At 38.4% G+C, this 16,252-nt stretch carries 13 protein-coding genes; 5 read left to right on the forward strand and 8 right to left on the reverse strand.

The genetic code is table 11. From position 1 onward, the window contains the following. Window positions 1-162: 162 nt before the first annotated feature. From D1B33_RS08855 to D1B33_RS08880, 6 genes are all read right to left on the reverse strand, one after another. Window positions 163-1,527: an aspartate kinase gene (locus D1B33_RS08855; RefSeq protein ID WP_118876010.1), complete on the reverse strand. Its 1,365-nt coding sequence runs from the start codon at window positions 1,525-1,527 to the stop codon at window positions 163-165. 439 nt (window positions 1,528-1,966) lie between these two features. Continuing rightward, window positions 1,967-2,662 (reverse strand): hypothetical protein, encoded by a 696-nt coding sequence (locus tag D1B33_RS08860; RefSeq protein WP_147370391.1) that lies wholly within the window; start codon window positions 2,660-2,662, stop codon window positions 1,967-1,969. A 125-nt stretch (window positions 2,663-2,787) separates the two neighbouring features. Next, a complete protein-coding gene (locus tag D1B33_RS08865; RefSeq protein WP_118876012.1) occupies window positions 2,788-6,585 on the reverse strand; it encodes a multicopper oxidase domain-containing protein in 3,798 nt (1,265 codons plus the stop codon). After that, window positions 6,578-6,895, reverse strand: coding sequence for a hypothetical protein (locus tag D1B33_RS08870; RefSeq protein ID WP_118876013.1), 318 nt, complete (start codon window positions 6,893-6,895; stop codon window positions 6,578-6,580). Before D1B33_RS08870 ends, D1B33_RS08865 begins: the two co-directional genes overlap by 8 nt. 33 nt (window positions 6,896-6,928) lie before the next feature. Then, the gene (locus D1B33_RS08875; RefSeq protein WP_118876014.1) at window positions 6,929-7,216 is read right to left on the reverse strand and encodes a hypothetical protein; all 288 of its coding nucleotides are present in this window, start codon (window positions 7,214-7,216) and stop codon (window positions 6,929-6,931) included. A 146-nt stretch (window positions 7,217-7,362) separates the two neighbouring features. Continuing rightward, window positions 7,363-8,103, reverse strand: coding sequence for a hypothetical protein (locus D1B33_RS08880; protein WP_147370392.1), 741 nt, complete (start codon window positions 8,101-8,103; stop codon window positions 7,363-7,365). 298 nt (window positions 8,104-8,401) lie between these two features. Between D1B33_RS08880 and D1B33_RS08885 the strand changes: the two genes are divergently transcribed. Beyond that, window positions 8,402-8,809, forward strand: coding sequence for a hypothetical protein (locus D1B33_RS08885; protein ID WP_233549429.1), 408 nt, complete (start codon window positions 8,402-8,404; stop codon window positions 8,807-8,809). Here the strand turns inward: D1B33_RS08885 and D1B33_RS08890 are convergent, their stop codons facing one another. After that, entirely contained in the window at window positions 8,810-10,111 is a 1,302-nt protein-coding gene (locus D1B33_RS08890; protein ID WP_118876017.1) for a copper resistance CopC/CopD family protein, read from the reverse strand. A gap of 341 nt (window positions 10,112-10,452) precedes the next feature. Between D1B33_RS08890 and D1B33_RS18325 the strand changes: the two genes are divergently transcribed. Beyond that, window positions 10,453-11,415, forward strand: coding sequence for a hypothetical protein (locus tag D1B33_RS18325; RefSeq protein ID WP_158582951.1), 963 nt, complete (start codon window positions 10,453-10,455; stop codon window positions 11,413-11,415). A gap of 212 nt (window positions 11,416-11,627) precedes the next feature. Here D1B33_RS18325 and D1B33_RS08905 read toward each other — a convergent pair whose 3' ends face one another. Next, a complete protein-coding gene (locus D1B33_RS08905) occupies window positions 11,628-13,697 on the reverse strand; it encodes a DNA topoisomerase (RefSeq protein ID WP_118876020.1) in 2,070 nt (689 codons plus the stop codon). Between the two features lie 218 nt (window positions 13,698-13,915). Between D1B33_RS08905 and D1B33_RS08910 the strand changes: the two genes are divergently transcribed. From D1B33_RS08910 to D1B33_RS08920, 3 genes are all read left to right on the forward strand, one after another. Next, the gene (locus D1B33_RS08910; RefSeq protein WP_118876087.1) at window positions 13,916-14,599 is read left to right on the forward strand and encodes a TraR/DksA C4-type zinc finger protein; all 684 of its coding nucleotides are present in this window, start codon (window positions 13,916-13,918) and stop codon (window positions 14,597-14,599) included. Between the two features lie 132 nt (window positions 14,600-14,731). Continuing rightward, window positions 14,732-15,130 carry a glucosamine 6-phosphate synthetase gene (locus D1B33_RS08915; RefSeq protein ID WP_118876021.1) on the forward strand — a complete coding sequence of 133 codons (399 nt, stop codon included), beginning with the start codon at window positions 14,732-14,734 and terminating at the stop codon, window positions 15,128-15,130. Window positions 15,131-15,248: 118 nt separating this feature from the next. Then, on the forward strand, window positions 15,249-16,121 hold the full coding sequence (locus D1B33_RS08920) for a DMT family transporter (protein WP_118876022.1): 873 nt from the start codon (window positions 15,249-15,251) through the stop codon (window positions 16,119-16,121). Window positions 16,122-16,252: the final 131 nt, after the last annotated feature.

Here is a 16,252-nt window from a genome sequence, read left to right on the forward strand (position 1 = left end):
CCTTTAACTTGGTTTGATTTTCAACAACCTATGAAACTGGTCATTTTTCGCCACCACGTCGGATTGTTCTACCTCAATTATAGTAGTTGAAATTTTTAGATTAAGAAAGCAAAAGGTTCTACAGATTGTCTCTGTAGAACCTTTAAAATAGCCTGTTCACTTCTAGCCTATTGTGATGGGCGCAAAAAATTCATCGTATAATGCACGCAGGATTTGGTTTTCAGTTTGTGAAAGAACGCCAAATACCAGGCTTACTTCCGAAGATCCTTGATTAATCATTTCGATGTTGGCACCAGTTCTTGAGATGGCAGATGCTGCACGCGCTGCAAGGCCAGTGTTGTTGCGCATACCTTCTCCAACAATAACAATCATGGAGATTCCATGGCGGAAGTATACATCATCTGCATGCAATTCTTCTTTCACTCGTTTAATAATACGAGCTTCTTTTTCGTCCGTTAACTGAGTGGAACGGATAATAACAGAAATATCGTCCAATCCTGAAGGCGTATGTTCGTAAGAAATTTTTTCTTCTTCAATAATCTGCAGAAGTTTACGCCCAAATCCAATTTCACGATTCATCAAATATTTGGAAACGTAAAGAATGGAAAAGCCGCTATCAGCAGAAATACCTGTTACCGGATGACTGCCTGCCAAAGAACGAGTTGGGAGAATCTTAGTTCCTGGAGCAGATGGATTATTTGTATTTTTGACATTGACCGGAATTCCTAATTTGTATACCGGCATTAACGCTTCATCGTGGAAAACAGAGAAGCCGGAGTATGATAACTCGCGCATTTCCCGATAAGTGATTTCCGAGATGCCTACCGGATCATTGACAACTTTTGGATTTGCCGAAAATACACAGTCAACATCCGTGAAGTTTTCATATAGATCGGCTTTAACACTTGCCGCTAAAATCGAGCCAGTAATATCTGATCCGCCGCGATCGAATGTACGCAGCACCCCATCCTTTGTATAACCAAAGAATCCAGGATATACGACAATTTCCTCGCCCTTAGCCAAATCCTTTAAATTTTCATATGTTTCAGGAAGGGCATAAGTGCGCTCCGGTGGGTCATTCAACACGAGCCCATCTTTCGGGCTGACATATTTTGCAGGTACTCCGATTGAATTGAAATATTCTGCAACTAATTTTGCGTTATTGTCTTCACCGCTTGCTTTTAAATTATCTATAAATAAATTTTTATTTGATTGATCAGAGTCGATTCGTTCTTGCAAATCTTTTGCAATTACATCACAAATCTCGTGATTTAGCCCAAGGTCGGCTGCTATTTCCTTAAACCGATTGACAACACGGTCTCTTTTTTGCTCAATATCCCCGTTGTTCAGTACTGCATCTGCCAATTCGATTAAAAGGTCCGTTACTTTAATATCATCGCTAAAACGTTTGCCAGGAGCGGAGACCACAACAATCTTTCTTTGTGGATTAGCTTTCACAATATTCGCTACTTTTTTAATTTGTTCTGCGCTAGCAACGGAAGTACCGCCAAATTTACAAACTATCATATCACCAAATCCTTACTATTTCATATTGTTGTATTTCCCGAAAAAACATTTGATTGTTCACAGTGTACAAATTTTACAATCTTACGTCAAGTATATTTATAGAAATCATTGATAAATTACCTTAAAAAGCCAGACTTTAAACAATTGATTATTCATCTTAAATGAAATAAATTTTAAAATTAATCAATTTATTATATGTAAATTCTTAATTATAAAAAGCATAATTGCCTAATTCTTTTAAACTCGAAGTATAACGAAATAAAAAATTTTTTCAAAATAATGATTTTAATTGAAAAGAAAACCGTGTGCATCGTTGCAAACGATGCACACGATTTACCATAATCGTTTACATTGACACGAACCTATTTATTTCGTCAATTTATTATATACTATCTATAGTAATTAGCAAGACACAATAATTGTTATTTGTAAACAGAGCTTATTTCAAATCAAAAACTTTGAAATAACAAATATCATTTAAATTCACTTGTTGTTTTTCACACTTATTTAAAATCGTGACATGGTTTTCTTCTACCTCTGTAAGCAATCCTTTCATTTTCCCTTCATTTGAGAAAATAAGGATGTCTTCCCCAACAAATTGTTTTAGTTGTCTGAAGAGGAATATGCCAAAAAATAAGTTGATGAAATCGGGATGTTTCGATACGAACTCTCCAAAATTAAATGCAAGCTGGCGTCTTAAGTGTTTGTCGGCGTCAATGAACTCGGGCTCGGATTCAACCCCTTCAGTATGAGCATGCTTTTTAATATTAAGGAGTTTTTTAAATGGGATGAACACTGTCGAACCAACTTGATTTAATTGAACAAAATCTCTTCCTGCAGTCGCAAGTTTGCCTTCAAGCCATATCGATCTCACCATTTCACAATCATCTTCTTTAATCTTGAACAAGTCATCATCATGTGTTTCTTCATCTAGTTGCATTTCTTCTTCACTTAAAGATATTTCTTCTACGTTTTCATGAAAATCGCATTCACATAATACTTCCGCTAAAACGATCATGCCACTCAATTCAAGAAGATGAAGTTGCAATTGCCTTCTATTATTATTGTCGGGCTGGGAACCTAAAGAACGCAGAAGATCATTGGCCTCTTCAATTTCAGCTTGAAATTCATCCAAACTTTCTTGATCTCGCGGACTATTTGGGGAAGCAAACCTGCGTGTAGGGATTTTATCCTGACATAAAAAAGGTGAACCAAATAAATCTACAGCTAAAGGACAACAACAAGGAGTATGGTGACAAGTTACACATCTTCGCATGGGAACTCACCTTCAATCTGTTCTATTGGCTCATTGAGGATCTTTCCTTTAACAATTGCTTTAATGGTACGTCGCCTGTTGAGCAACTCTCTTCTTTGTTTTGGTATAGCATCCTTCAGAATATGACGTCCATTTTTTACCGCGTGCATTTTCAATGGCGCCAACTTTTGCCGTTTGTTTTTAAGAACACGCAGAATCCCCCATAAACCAAGTTCAATATCCCATCGAATATTTCCTGATCGGTACATATAATCACCTGGTCGATTAAAGAAGCCACCCGCTCCATAAAATAGTTGCATATTGGCATTTGCGCCTACTGTTAGATGGTCTACTTCAGAATCAATCGATGAGTTGATATCATCTTTACTGCGGAAAAATTTGTGGCCGTGTATTACAAATGAATGTGCCCTTGCTCTATCCGCCGGGAAAGTAATTCTCATAGTAATCGGATCCCCGGGATATGCCAAAAATAACGGTGTGCTCGGATCTCCAAATACTTTTGTGCTAAAGACTTTATGCACTTCTTTAAATCGGTTAATTCGATTTCTAAATGGTTCGTATCGATAATTAAACCCTCTGGAGCCTTGGTCTTCAAAATCTGCCAACTCATCTTCTTCATCGTCTTCAAACAACACTTGTGGATCTATAATGAGGTTACCGTTTTTGTCTACTAACCTTACACCATCATGCATAAGAAGACAAAACTCTCTAAATTCCGGCAATATTGGGTTGGAAATGATAACTTGGCTTCCTGTCTGCACCTTTTCTCTCGTCTTGGCATCTAAATATTTCGAGCCAATTGCTTCCGCAATAATCATTCCGAATGCTCCGTGGTGACGATGGTTGCGAACATCTGCCATGTCCCAAAGGTTAGCTGTACCGAATCTTTGGTCAATATACCAATGATAGGTTATAGATTCACCCGGTCCAATCGTTTGGTCAAAATTGAAGCCTACTGTTGCGCCATCTGAATGTCTTACATCATATTCTACTAATTGCGCGTGCATGGAGATTCGGTTCGATGGTGGGAAAAATGCCTCAACTGGCACCTCGGGATAACCATGGAGGCCATCATGATGATTTTCTCCTGTCAAACAGTTTGTTAACGTTACTTCCACATATTCACCAACATTTGCACGGATAATTAATGGTTCTGGATTTTTCTTCCCACATAAAATGTCTTCAACATCTTCTTTTAATGCAAACACAATTCCATGTGGGTCGTGATCGCCATCTTCATGGTAGATAATCTTCGTATTGATGGCTGCAACATCATATTTTCTAACTTTTGCACCCTTTGGGTAGCTAATTTTATCCGCTATAGCCATCGGTGGCTTTTTACCTGTTTTTTTCGGTAGTGGTTCATCTCTCCAACAAATATCATCCAATCGATCAGGCAAAGGCAATAAATGATCGACTCTTTTTTCAAAAGTACGGAAGATTCCCCAATTCCCTAACCAAATATCGTCTATTGAGCCAAAATGATAGAGCATATCAAAGTCGCCTTTGCCTTCTATAGCGAATTCTTGTGTGAAAGATTCGGCAATCACAAGATGTTTCTGCTGATCTAATTCAGAATCTAAATCTCCCCGTTCTCGATTCCATCTTTGCCTATGGAGATTAAAACTATGAGATTCTTCATGAGATCCTTGTATTAATCGGACTCGTACCGGATCTCCGTTATAAGTTTCCAGCATTGGAGTAACCGGATCACCATGTACCCATGAGCTAAACACATAGGCAGGATCGCATTCCGGTTCTTTCAGTCTAAATTGAAGCGGTTCACTCCGATAATTAATGCCCATTACTCCAGGATCATCTGGTGAACCAGGGAACGGTGGTGGATTTAAAGGATTTCCATCTTTATCAAACAACAAGGCAAAATCATGAACTAATAAATTTATTTCCCTGAAATCAGGAATGATTGGATTAACAATCATTGCTTGAGTCCCTGCACGAACTTCTTCACCTGTATAAGGATCAAAATATTGAGAGCCTCTTGCTTCAATATTAATGCTTGCAAATACACCATGCAGTTGATGTTCATTGGCAAATAAATGATCATGGAAGAAGGTTGATTTCAGCTCCACATCTGCAAACCATTGATATTCAATCGTCTCACCCGGTAACACAGAAGAATCATAGTTCCAGCCTACATTTGCCCCGTCTGCTACAAGCACATCAAACTTAACGAAATGAACATGCATTCCGGCTTCATAAGTTCTATTAACTAATTGAAACGCATTTCCTCCGATTGTTTCAGGCAGCTTATTTGTGAATCTGAAACGTATTGCCTCCCCTGCATTGGCTCTAATTACAAGAGGTTCTGGTTTTTTACGGCCAGAAAGAATAGCCTCTTCATCTTCAGCTAAAACGTAAAGTCTTCCTTCTGGATCGTGCCAACCTTCTTTATTATAGATAATTGGCATTTGTATCAAAGAGACGTCAAAAAATCGAACTGGTGTATCTTCTTTTGCCGGATTAACAAAAACCGCTCCGGGAACAGCATTTTTGGCAAAAGCATTTTGCTCAATCTCCGTTGGTTCCCTGCCATTTTCAATGCCAAGTGGCGGTCTAGGTGCCTTAAAGCCTGGGATACCCGGAATAAAGTTAGGAAACCCTGGTTTTTCAGGTGTCGGTCTTGGCGGTAGAGGTCTGTCCGGTAGTGGTTGAAGTGCTTTAATTTGCACGCCATTTGGGTAACACATACTGCCATCTTGCAATGTATCAAAATTACGTTGCAACCCCCACATCCCTTCACCAAAATGGGGATAAAGATGACAATGTATGATCGCATCTCCAATTGCTCCATGTAGGCTTCCTGCTCCATATGCAGGAGAAATGGTATATTGAGTTTGTGGCGATATTGCTTGCACATCGAGAATTTCAGAATCCGAGTCAGTTGGTTCGAATAACCATTGATGCACATGATAGTGGAAAGAATGGGTTTCTTTTGTCCCGCCATGTACGAGGCGAATTTTAATCGGATCCCCAATATATGCGCGCAAAATTGGTGTATCCGGGTCACCAAATACCCACGAATCATGATGGACCTCTTCTCCTTCACAATCTGGGCAAACAACGCCTTCATGCATCAGTCGCAATCTATTTCTCATAGGTTCTGAACGGTAATTTATAAGATGAGTTGCTTCCGGCTGCAGTGTATGTGGACTAATCGGTTTCTGCCCTGTTAAATCATCCACTTCCATTTCATCATGGAAGAACCAACCGAACTCTCTAAAGGATGGCAACAAAGGATTATGAACATCCGCAAAATTCCCGCTATTGATTGGTTTTCCCGTTATTGGGTCAGTCCACCATGAGCCTCTTGGTTCGACAAATAATGCACCAAAAAGCCCGTGGACATTGCTTCCCTTTTCACTCGATAATGGATTTCCTAAATCGGAGAAGAAATGAATGCCTTCATGATCTACTTTCCATTTGTAGATAATCGCTTTTCCTTTAGGAATAGTCGTGTCTGGATTTAACCCTACAAATGCTCCATCTGAAGTAAAAACATCATATTCCGCATTTTGGATATGCATACCAGTATTAAATGGAAGCTGATTTTCAAAAAGAACTTCAATTTCGTCGCCCACATTTGCACGGATCACTAATGGTTCGACTAAATCAACAGTAGAAAACGGGTTTAACTTTACTTTCTCTTTAACAACATCTTCATTTTCTTTTAAAACATACATCATACCATCTGGATCATGATCGCCAAATCGATTCACCACGATTCTAATTGGAATTGCAACAACATGAAATTTCCTAAGCATGATGACCATTCCTTATATCGGGAATAGGACGATGATGATCTTTTTCGATATAAAATACTTCAATATCATCAATATGCACCCGGAATTCTTCCCCATCTAATTCAGTTACATTTGTTACTTCCGCGCAGATAAACAAATAATCACTCTCAACTTTCTCAATTCTCCCAATAATTAAAAAAGGGAAAGGAAAAATTATGATCAGCGCTCTATTCCCTACATTTTCCCTAAATTCCATCGTGACATCAAGTTCACGAATAGCATTTATATCCACTACTTGTTTTCCTGATTGATTCAGAAAATCATCCCTCATAGAGTTCACCCTTTCTGTAGTTTTTTCATGTCTCTAAATAAGCGGAATTTGTCGATTCATATCAAATTCAGTGAACACTGCAATATGTTCAATTGGAAAACTTAAAGGTGTCGGAAAACGATAAAATGGTGCGTTGTGCATTTTGATGATTACAGGATCTAATGTGATAAACCCATTTTGAACCTCCGTAACTACACCAGTGAAAATTGGACGAAAAGTTTGGCCTAAAAGATTTAATTGTTTACTTTCCGTTACGAGTAATACCGATTTATTCAATACGTCAAGGAACAATCTATTTTCAGGGAGAATATTCTCTTCCACTACTTATCACCTCCTACTTTTTTAGTCATAATTAGTTTATGGAACTATAATTTATTTACATAATCAAACACACAATTTTCCAGTAATTTAACAATTATTTTCCAAAAAATATATTTCTATTGAAAATTCCGCTTTTAAAAAAGCAGTTATTTTTCTCTTGTTAGTTTACTAGCAAATAATTTAGCGAAGAACCGCTCGAAAAATGAAGTAAATCTTGTCTGTTTAATGTATTGAATGTTGCGAATTGAAATCTCTTTTTCATCTATTTTCAATTTTCCCTTAAGTACTTTCCGAATTTTACCCTTCATGATTGTTTTGGAATAAATGGTTAGTTTTGTGCCAATCCATGTTTTTAAATTGGTTTCAAGTAACTCTTCAAAAAATTGCTGTCTTAAGGTCTCCTTTTCAGCTACAGTTACAGCAAAATTTGTAAGGAGTTTCTTTCTTAACTCTGCATCTATAACTACATGCTGATGTGTTCCCGGGACATCGGGGAGTCCAAAGGGAGATTTTGCAGAATGAATCACCGAATACGGTATCCATATTCTTGTAAAAAGCGTTCGAAGCATGACAAAATCTCTCCCCACAACAGTTACTTTCGCAATAGTATGAATGACTTCTTCATGATTTCGCGAATAAACTTCAACAAGTTGATTCTTTTTTGATTTAAAAAACTTTAGTAGAATCATTTGCTGTTTCGAATTTGGGAGCTTATTACCCAAGTTATTCAAATTCGCACTATGAATATATTCTTGCAGCATCTTTAATTCGTGCAACGGTTTGGGGCTGGCAGGTGAAGTGTACCCTTCTTCCTTTTTCAATTCAGGATATTGTTTTTCATACATGACCGTTCCAAAACTTCCTTTCTTGATATCAATTGCTGTCATCTATTTGTGACTGTCGCTACGCTTTCGTCACAGCCAAAACATATGTGACTGTCGCTACGCTTTTGTCACAGCCAAAACATATGTGACTGTCGCTGCGCTTTCGTCACAGCTAAAACATATGTGACTGTCGCTACGCTTTCGTCACAGCCAAAACATATATCTCTATTTAATTGATCCACTAAATTATTGAAATTTTGTATTCAACTTTTAACTATTAGAAGTTGGACTTCACCTATTGTATGAAACTGTCACAAGCTGGCTCGGCATTTTCATACAATAAGTGAGGAGGGGATATTTTTTGAGTATTTTAATTTTATTTGTTCTTGCCAGCTATTTTTTGGTTTGCGTTGTTTCTTACTTGTTCTTGAGAAAAATGAGGTATCTTATTAGTTATCATCTTGGCATGAATCTTGCAATGACAGCCAGCGGAATCATGGGCATTGCTGTTGGTACCTTACTGGGTTATGCATTCCCCGCCCACTATACTGTCATTACTATTTTCGCTACAATTTTGGCTATGGGGATTGGTGCTCTCTTTGGTGCTTTAGTTGATTACCAGACATTACTCTCCGGTGTATCCAATGGACTGATGGCAGGCATTATGGGACCTATGATCGGGGTCGTTGCAGACCTAATGCTTGTTACATTCTGTTCTTTGCTGGTCTATATCATGTTTGGATTGCTCTGTTTTTCTATTAGGTCTTGACTAGGGCAGCGGATTTAAAGATGTTAAAATTGACACTAAAATGATTAAAATTATAAGTAACAGAAAATCTATTTTTATCGGTAATTTTAAATCCGCTAGTCTTCCCCTTTTCATTTTCATTCGTATGAAAGCTCCAATCACGACAACCCCCAAGACAGCTGCAATTTTAAACAGCAACACAATACCCCAATCCGTCAGTATGGCATCTTGATCGGGCAGATATAGATAAGAAATTATGCTCCCCGAAACGCTCAACAAGACAATACTAATAACGGCAGCCTTCGAAAAAATAGGTAAAAAACTTTTTACATAGAGCTGCTGCTTTCTCCAAAATAACAGCATATAGAAGAGACCTGCTGCCCAAATTGCTGCTGCAAAAAGATGAATACCATTTAAGGCTACTAGCAGAGAAGTTGGTTCGAATTCCTGCGTATGGCCGTTAAAACTTTTAGCAACAACGATTGTAAGCACCCACAAAAAATCAAACAATCGATTTTTAAATAAAAAGAAAAAACCAGCTAAAGAAAAAATCAGCGAGACAATCCATAGTTTTCCGAATAGAGTATCAATAGGGAAATCAAATTTGAAAGAAATCCCCTGACTTGTAAAAACATTCATCTGAACCAACAAGAAAATCATTAATCCAGTAAAATGGATTAATTGAAAAATCATCCCAAAAAATAAAAATTTTTTTCTCAATTCAAAAGAATGGTTTTTTATAGTTCGCCAAATAAGAATCCAGCCTACAATCATCAATAATCCAAAATAGTAAATTGCTTTTGCAATATAATGAATCATCCCCAAATAATCAGCTGAATCTTGATTATTCTCAAAGTTAGATGCATTCGACATATCATTTCCTTGTGACTTACCAATGCTTCCTGAAGTCTCTTCTTTAACATAATCATGATTAATTGACGGGGACGATTTCCAATTCACATGAAAAGTATAGTTTCCCTCGATTACATGACCGTCATTTGAAGAAATGACAGCATACTGCACTTTGTACTGGCCATTGGGCAGTTGTGGAAGTTGGCTTTCAATTGTTTTTTTATCTTCACTTATGGAAGCTACCCTAACATCAACCTCCTGATTCTCCATATCCAAAACCTTGATTGAAAAACTGCTGTCGACTTGATTGCTAAACTTTATACTGATGCTGCTTGGAGAAGATTCCAATGTACTGTTTGGAAGGGGTGTTTCTTCCACAACAAACACGTGTGCACTAACAAACGAACTCATGAACATAAAAAGAAAAGCAATGAATAAACAGCTAGTAACTTTGGAAATTGTTTGAGTCATTTTTCTTATCTCCTTTATTACCCACTATGTTATTCATCGCTTTTGAATTTGACTAAAGATTTTTAGCAAGCACTAATCTTCTAGCAGCACTTTTCGTTTTGGTTATTGTCATCCAGCCATTTTATATATTCCATTTTATCTTTTAAAAGGGTCATCATCGAATGGCGATTTTCTTTAATATCGACAAAATCAACGCCAACATGCTTTGTCTTGCCTCTGAATTTTCTTCGCCCAACTGTTCCAATTTCAATCGGCTTATGATGGTTGCATAACAATTTAAAATTTAAATTGTCTCTGAATCCACGTAAGTTTAGACGAAAGTGATTGGGACAATGATGTGTGTGTCTACAGTGGTTACACGCAAAATGATGAAGTTGACCGTGCTTAGATCCATGGGATTCATGGCGTCCACATCCACATCCATCTTGATGTCCATGATGGTGTCCGCGCTCGAATTCATGGTGGTGCCCATGCTCGAATCCATGGTTATGCTCATTGCGATGTCTACATCTGCATCCATCTTGATGCTCGTTGTGATGTCTACATCTACATCCTTCTTGATGCTCATGGTGGTGCCCATGCTCGAATCCATTGTGATGCTCATTACGATGTCTACATCTGCATCCATCTTGATGCTCGTTGTGATGTCTACATCTACATCCTTCTTGATGCTCATGGTGGTGCCCATGCTCGAATCCATGGTGATGCTCATTACGATGTCTACATCTGCATCCATCTTGATGCTCGTTGTGATGTCTACATCTACATCCTTCTTGATGCTCATGGTGGTGCCCATGCTCGAATCCATGGTGATGCTCATTACGATGTCTACATCTGCATCCATCTTGATGCTCGTTGTGATGTCTACATCTACATCCTTCTTGATGCTCATGGTGGTGCCCATGCTCGAATCCATGGTGATGCTCATTACGATGTCTACATCTGCATCCATCTTGATGCTCGTTGTGATGTCTACATCTACATCCTTCTTGATGCTCATGGTGGTGCCCATGCTCGAATCCATGGTGATGCTCATTACGATGTCTACATCTGCATCCATCTTGATGCTCGTTGTGATGTCTACATCTACATCCTTCTTGATGCTCATGGTGGTGCCCATGCTCGAATCCATGGTGATGCTCATTATGGTGTCTACATCCGCATCCTTCTTGATGCTCATTGCAATGTCTACATCCATGGTGGTGTCCACTACCACAAACGTGGTGATCATCAAAGTGTCTACAATTTCCATGATGGATAAAGTGATCACGGTTGAACCCAAAGTTATTCATTTGACGCTCTAGATGGCGTGCTCCATAGACTTCAAATAAATGACGAAAATTATTGTTTCTCATATTACGCATATTACGTCGTTGACCACATGTGCATTCTCTGGAGTTGAATCTATTGTCATTAAACTCTTCGTTGAACATAAATAGCCTCCTTTCTGTTAGATTGCAATTAATATATGCAAATCTATCAAACTACCGGAGGCAACTATACTAGTTAAAAAAATTTATTTACTTTTTTCTAGATTTGAGAAAACAAATTCTAGTTTGGAATCAACTAATTTCAACTTGGCTTTTCCTTTTTTACCGCTTTTCCAAGTAAAGCGAATTTCCCTGGTTTCTTTGCCGTTCAGCAGTTTCTTGGCATCGGTTGGCGTAATTTTGCCTTTCATGATCAGCTTGCTGATAAAGAACTTGCAGGTTTTATTGGTACAAGAATATCCTTTAAAACCTTCCGCCACAGGTTGTCCGCACTCAGGGCATTTTCCCACCGTCACCACCTCTTTTTCGGCAACGTCCATATTCAGGGCGATAAATTTATCGGTGATTTGCTTTACATACCCTAACATCTCTTTGTAAAACTCGCTTGAATTCATTTGTCCATCGGCAATGTCTTTTAGCTTTTTGCTCCAAACTGCAGTCAATTCCGGAGAAACGATTTCATGGTGGGCTAGACTTTGGATAACATCAATTCCAAATGAAGTCGCTTTTAAGGAATTTCCTTCCCTAGCAATCATGCCAATGGAAATCAACTTTTCAATAATTTCGGCACGTGTTGCGGAAGTGCCAATTCCTTCAGCATCCTTCAATATTTTTTGCAGCTGTTTATCCTCAACAAACCGACCCGCATGGAACATCGCATCCAGCAATGAACTATCCGTATACCGCGCAGGCGGTTCCGTCATTTTTGATAACACTTTCGCATCGCGAATCGGGCATTCCATCCCAATATTCATCGAAGGCAATGGATGCTCTTGTTTTTTCTTGAACGATTCATATAGCACCGTATAACCCGGATCGATTACCATATGGCCATTCGCTTTAAAAAAGAATTCATTGGATTGCAGAACAGCAGCCGTTTTATCAATCACATACGGTCGCATAAAGATCGCCAATAATCTTCTAGCAATTAAATGATAGATTTTCAATTCTTGAGGAGAAAGTTTTTTCCTTCCAATAGGCATTTCGGTTACTGTTATGGCATGGTGGTCGGTCAGCTTTTTATCGTCCACATATTTTTTGGAACGGATGGTTGATGATATGGCAGATGGATCGCTTATAATTTGCTGAGCAATCGGGCGATATTCCTCCAAGGAAGATAAAGACTGTAAATTGACTACAATATTTTGGGCAAAACCTGTCGGAAGATGCTTTGATTCCGTTCTCGGATATGTAATGAGCTTTTTCTCATATAAGCTTTGAGCAATTTTCAACGTTTCAGAAGAGGTGAAACCGTAGAATTTATTTGCTTCCTTTTGCAGTTCCAAAAGAGAATGCAAAGGTGGTGCACTTATTGTTTTTCGTTCTGTTTTAAGATCTCGAACAACTGCCGTGGGACCTATGGAAGAAAGAATGGCTTGTGCCGCTTCCAGTGTTTTCAGCTTATTTTCATTCGTTTTCAGGTCATACCAAAGCGCTTTAAATTGGCCAAGATTCAATTCCACTTGATAATAGGGCTCTGCTTTAAATTGCTGAATTTCCAGTTCTCTTTTTACCACAATTGCAAGCGTCGGCGTCATTACCCGCCCCACCTTGATCACACGTCCACCCTTTACTGTCGCGGCCCTTGTTAAATTCAATCCGATGAGCCAATCAAAAATGGTTCGATACATGGCGGCATGACGTAAATTTCTGATTAAAGCATCCTGTTCATCAATCAAATTTAATAATGCCTGTTGAATGGCCTTATCGGTTGTTTGCGAAGTCCAAAATCGTTTGACCGGCAGTCTGCAGCCAACTCTTTTATAAAAGGAATAAAAAATATTTTCTCCTTCCATCCCGGCATCACAGGCATTGATAATAAAATCATAGTGATTTGATTTTAAGAGCTGCTCGATTTCCTTATACACTTTATAGGCCGATTTTTTTACGCGGAATTCGTATTTTTCCGGAATCATCGGCAACACTTCAAGTTTCCACTTTTTCCATTCAGGCTTGTATTCATGCGGTTCCTTCAATTCCACCACATGCCCAACGAACGATGCAAAATCGATTTCGTAAGGCAGTTGCATTTTTTTATAAACTTTTTGTATATCGCGCATAAGAGACGGCTTTTCTGCGATTAAAAGTGCTTTCATTGGCAGACCCCCCTTTTATCATTCTAAGTATAAATAGAAGTTTTCGTTTTGTGAAATAATTAAAATGCTCCCTTATTGTAAACCATGCTGAAAAATCGGATTTGAAAGCAAATCTTAGCGGATGTTTTGTGGAAATTATACTTTCTGTGTGTCAAAAATATTTTTTGATAAATACTTCATCTAAATTCGTTCATAATAAAAAAAAGGACGTGATTACTATTTTAAACGAAAATGAAATTTCCAATTTGCAGAAAATGTTGATTGAGCAAAAAAACACGCTGCTCCGTAATATGGGTGAAGATGATGAGTATCTTGAACGAGGCAGTTTGCGTGATTCCGTTGATGAGTTATCAACCATCGATAACCACCCGGCTGATTTGGCCACCGAGTTATACGAACGCGAAAAAGATATGGCGTTAAAGGTACACGATAATGATGAATTGACGAAAATCAATGCAGCGTTGGACAAAATAAAAAACGGAACATATGGAGTATGTGAAGTTTGCCAAAAAGATATCCCATATGAGCGACTGGAAGCCCTGCCGTACACTGCGTTTTGCATTGAACATACAGATGCCCAATCCATTCCAAAGGGCCGGCCGGTGGAAGAACAAGTCATTCTACCGCCCGTTGATAATTCCTTTGCCGGAAGGGATGACAAAGATGATATTCACGATAGTGAAGATGTCTTCCAAGTCGTTGCCAAATATGGTACTTCTGAAACGCCTTCCGATTTTGAAGGGGATTTTGAAAGTTACGATGATTTATATGAAGACCCAGAAGAAATTGCCGTTAATGATGAGTTGGATTCATTCCATATTTCCCAACACGATGCATTAACCCAGCAAGTTGCCTTGAAGGAAGCCGAACATGCCCGGAAATTTGATTATTTAGAGGAGTAACATTCAGCAAAGAGGTTGCCTTTGTTAAGGCAGCTTCTTTTTGTTTTAAGTCGAATCTATCAATATTTTATAGTAAGGAACGTAATAGATTGCTATAATATTTCTCATTGGGGTAAAAAGGGGGAAATGTTAATGCAGAACGTTTCAAAACGGACGATTTTATGGATTGTGCCAATCCTTATTATCGTGGCTTTTTGGTATTATTATGGACCGCAGGAAGAAATCACGGATAATGAGTATATTACATACATAAAACAATCCAAAATCGGCAGCACTCAAGATCAATATGAACAAGCATTGGATGCTTCCTGCTCAGAGGGAAAATGGGTTTACTTTAAAACGCAAAAAAACCAGAATGTTGTGGAATTCAAAGGTGCTTGCGAAATTGAAGGAAATCAGCAAGATGTTAATTTGCAGTTTGTTGTAGAAGATGATCAGAAAAGTTATCAGGTTGGTGTCCTGCTTCTTGATGGCGAACAGCAAACAGAAGAACAGCGAAATGAGTTTTTAAATAGTCTCCCATCCAACTAAACAAATGGTTACCTTATTAGTTTGTCTATAAGGTAACTTTTTTTCATTGAAAGAGTGGTTGCCGTTCCACCAAGTTTGATATAGTAGAATCGATATTATTTTGAAAGTAGCTGGTATTATGAATGTGGGCGGTATTGCAAAGTTAACCATCGCTATGGCGATTTTTGGGTCAATCGGGTTTTTCACGATTCATACGGGAGTTCCTGCTGTAGAGCTGGTATTCGTACGGTGTATCTGCGCTACCATCTTCTTAAGTTTGATGTGGTTTATAACTGGCGGGCATCGGACTGAGATTTGGAGCAAAAAGGAAGTATTGCAAACCTGCCTTTGCGGAATTTTTCTTGTCTTGAACTGGGTATTTCTTTTTAAAGCCTTTGAAGCGATGTCCATTTCCGTTGCAATCTCCATCTATAATTTAGCGCCGATTTTTGTATTGATTTTTGGCTCTCTTTTTTTGAAGGAAAAAATGACAATTCGCGCACTTACTGCAACCATTGTATGTTTCCTCGGAAGTATATTGATAGTCAATATCGAAAACTTTCAATCAATTGAACAATTGGTAGGTTCCGGTTTTGTGTGGGCCATTCTTTCAGCGCTTTGCTATGCACTAACAATGATTACAAGTAAAACGGTAAAGCAGTTATCACCCTATTCAATGACGTTTATCCAAACCGCAATAGGGATTGCCATGCTTTTACCGTTTAGCGATTTTACTGTCTTCACCGGACTATCGGTATCCAATTGGTTCTACATACTTGGCACCGGATTAATACATACCGGCTTTGTGTACTATTTATTTTTCGATAGTATCCGAAATCTTCCAACCTTTTTGGTGTCCGTCTTGACATTTGTTGATCCTCTTGTTGCAATATTGCTCGATATTTTGATTCTTTCCTTTGTTCCAACCTCTTTGCAAGTAGTGGGGATTTTATTGATTTTCGGTGGAATTTTCTTTACGATTCGAAAGCCTTCCAAACAAGCTCATGATTAGAGATCAAGTTAAAAAGGGTGGCCTTTAAATTGTTGTGCAACAATTTTGAAGGGCCACCCTTATTTATTATGCGTGGAAAAGAGATAAATTTATCAAAATGAGAGTTGGTCTATCGTATAAGCGATTTATAT

The sequence above is a fragment of the Ureibacillus yapensis genome (assembly GCF_003515775.1).
GTDB classification, from domain to species: domain Bacteria; phylum Bacillota; class Bacilli; order Bacillales_A; family Planococcaceae; genus Ureibacillus; species Ureibacillus yapensis.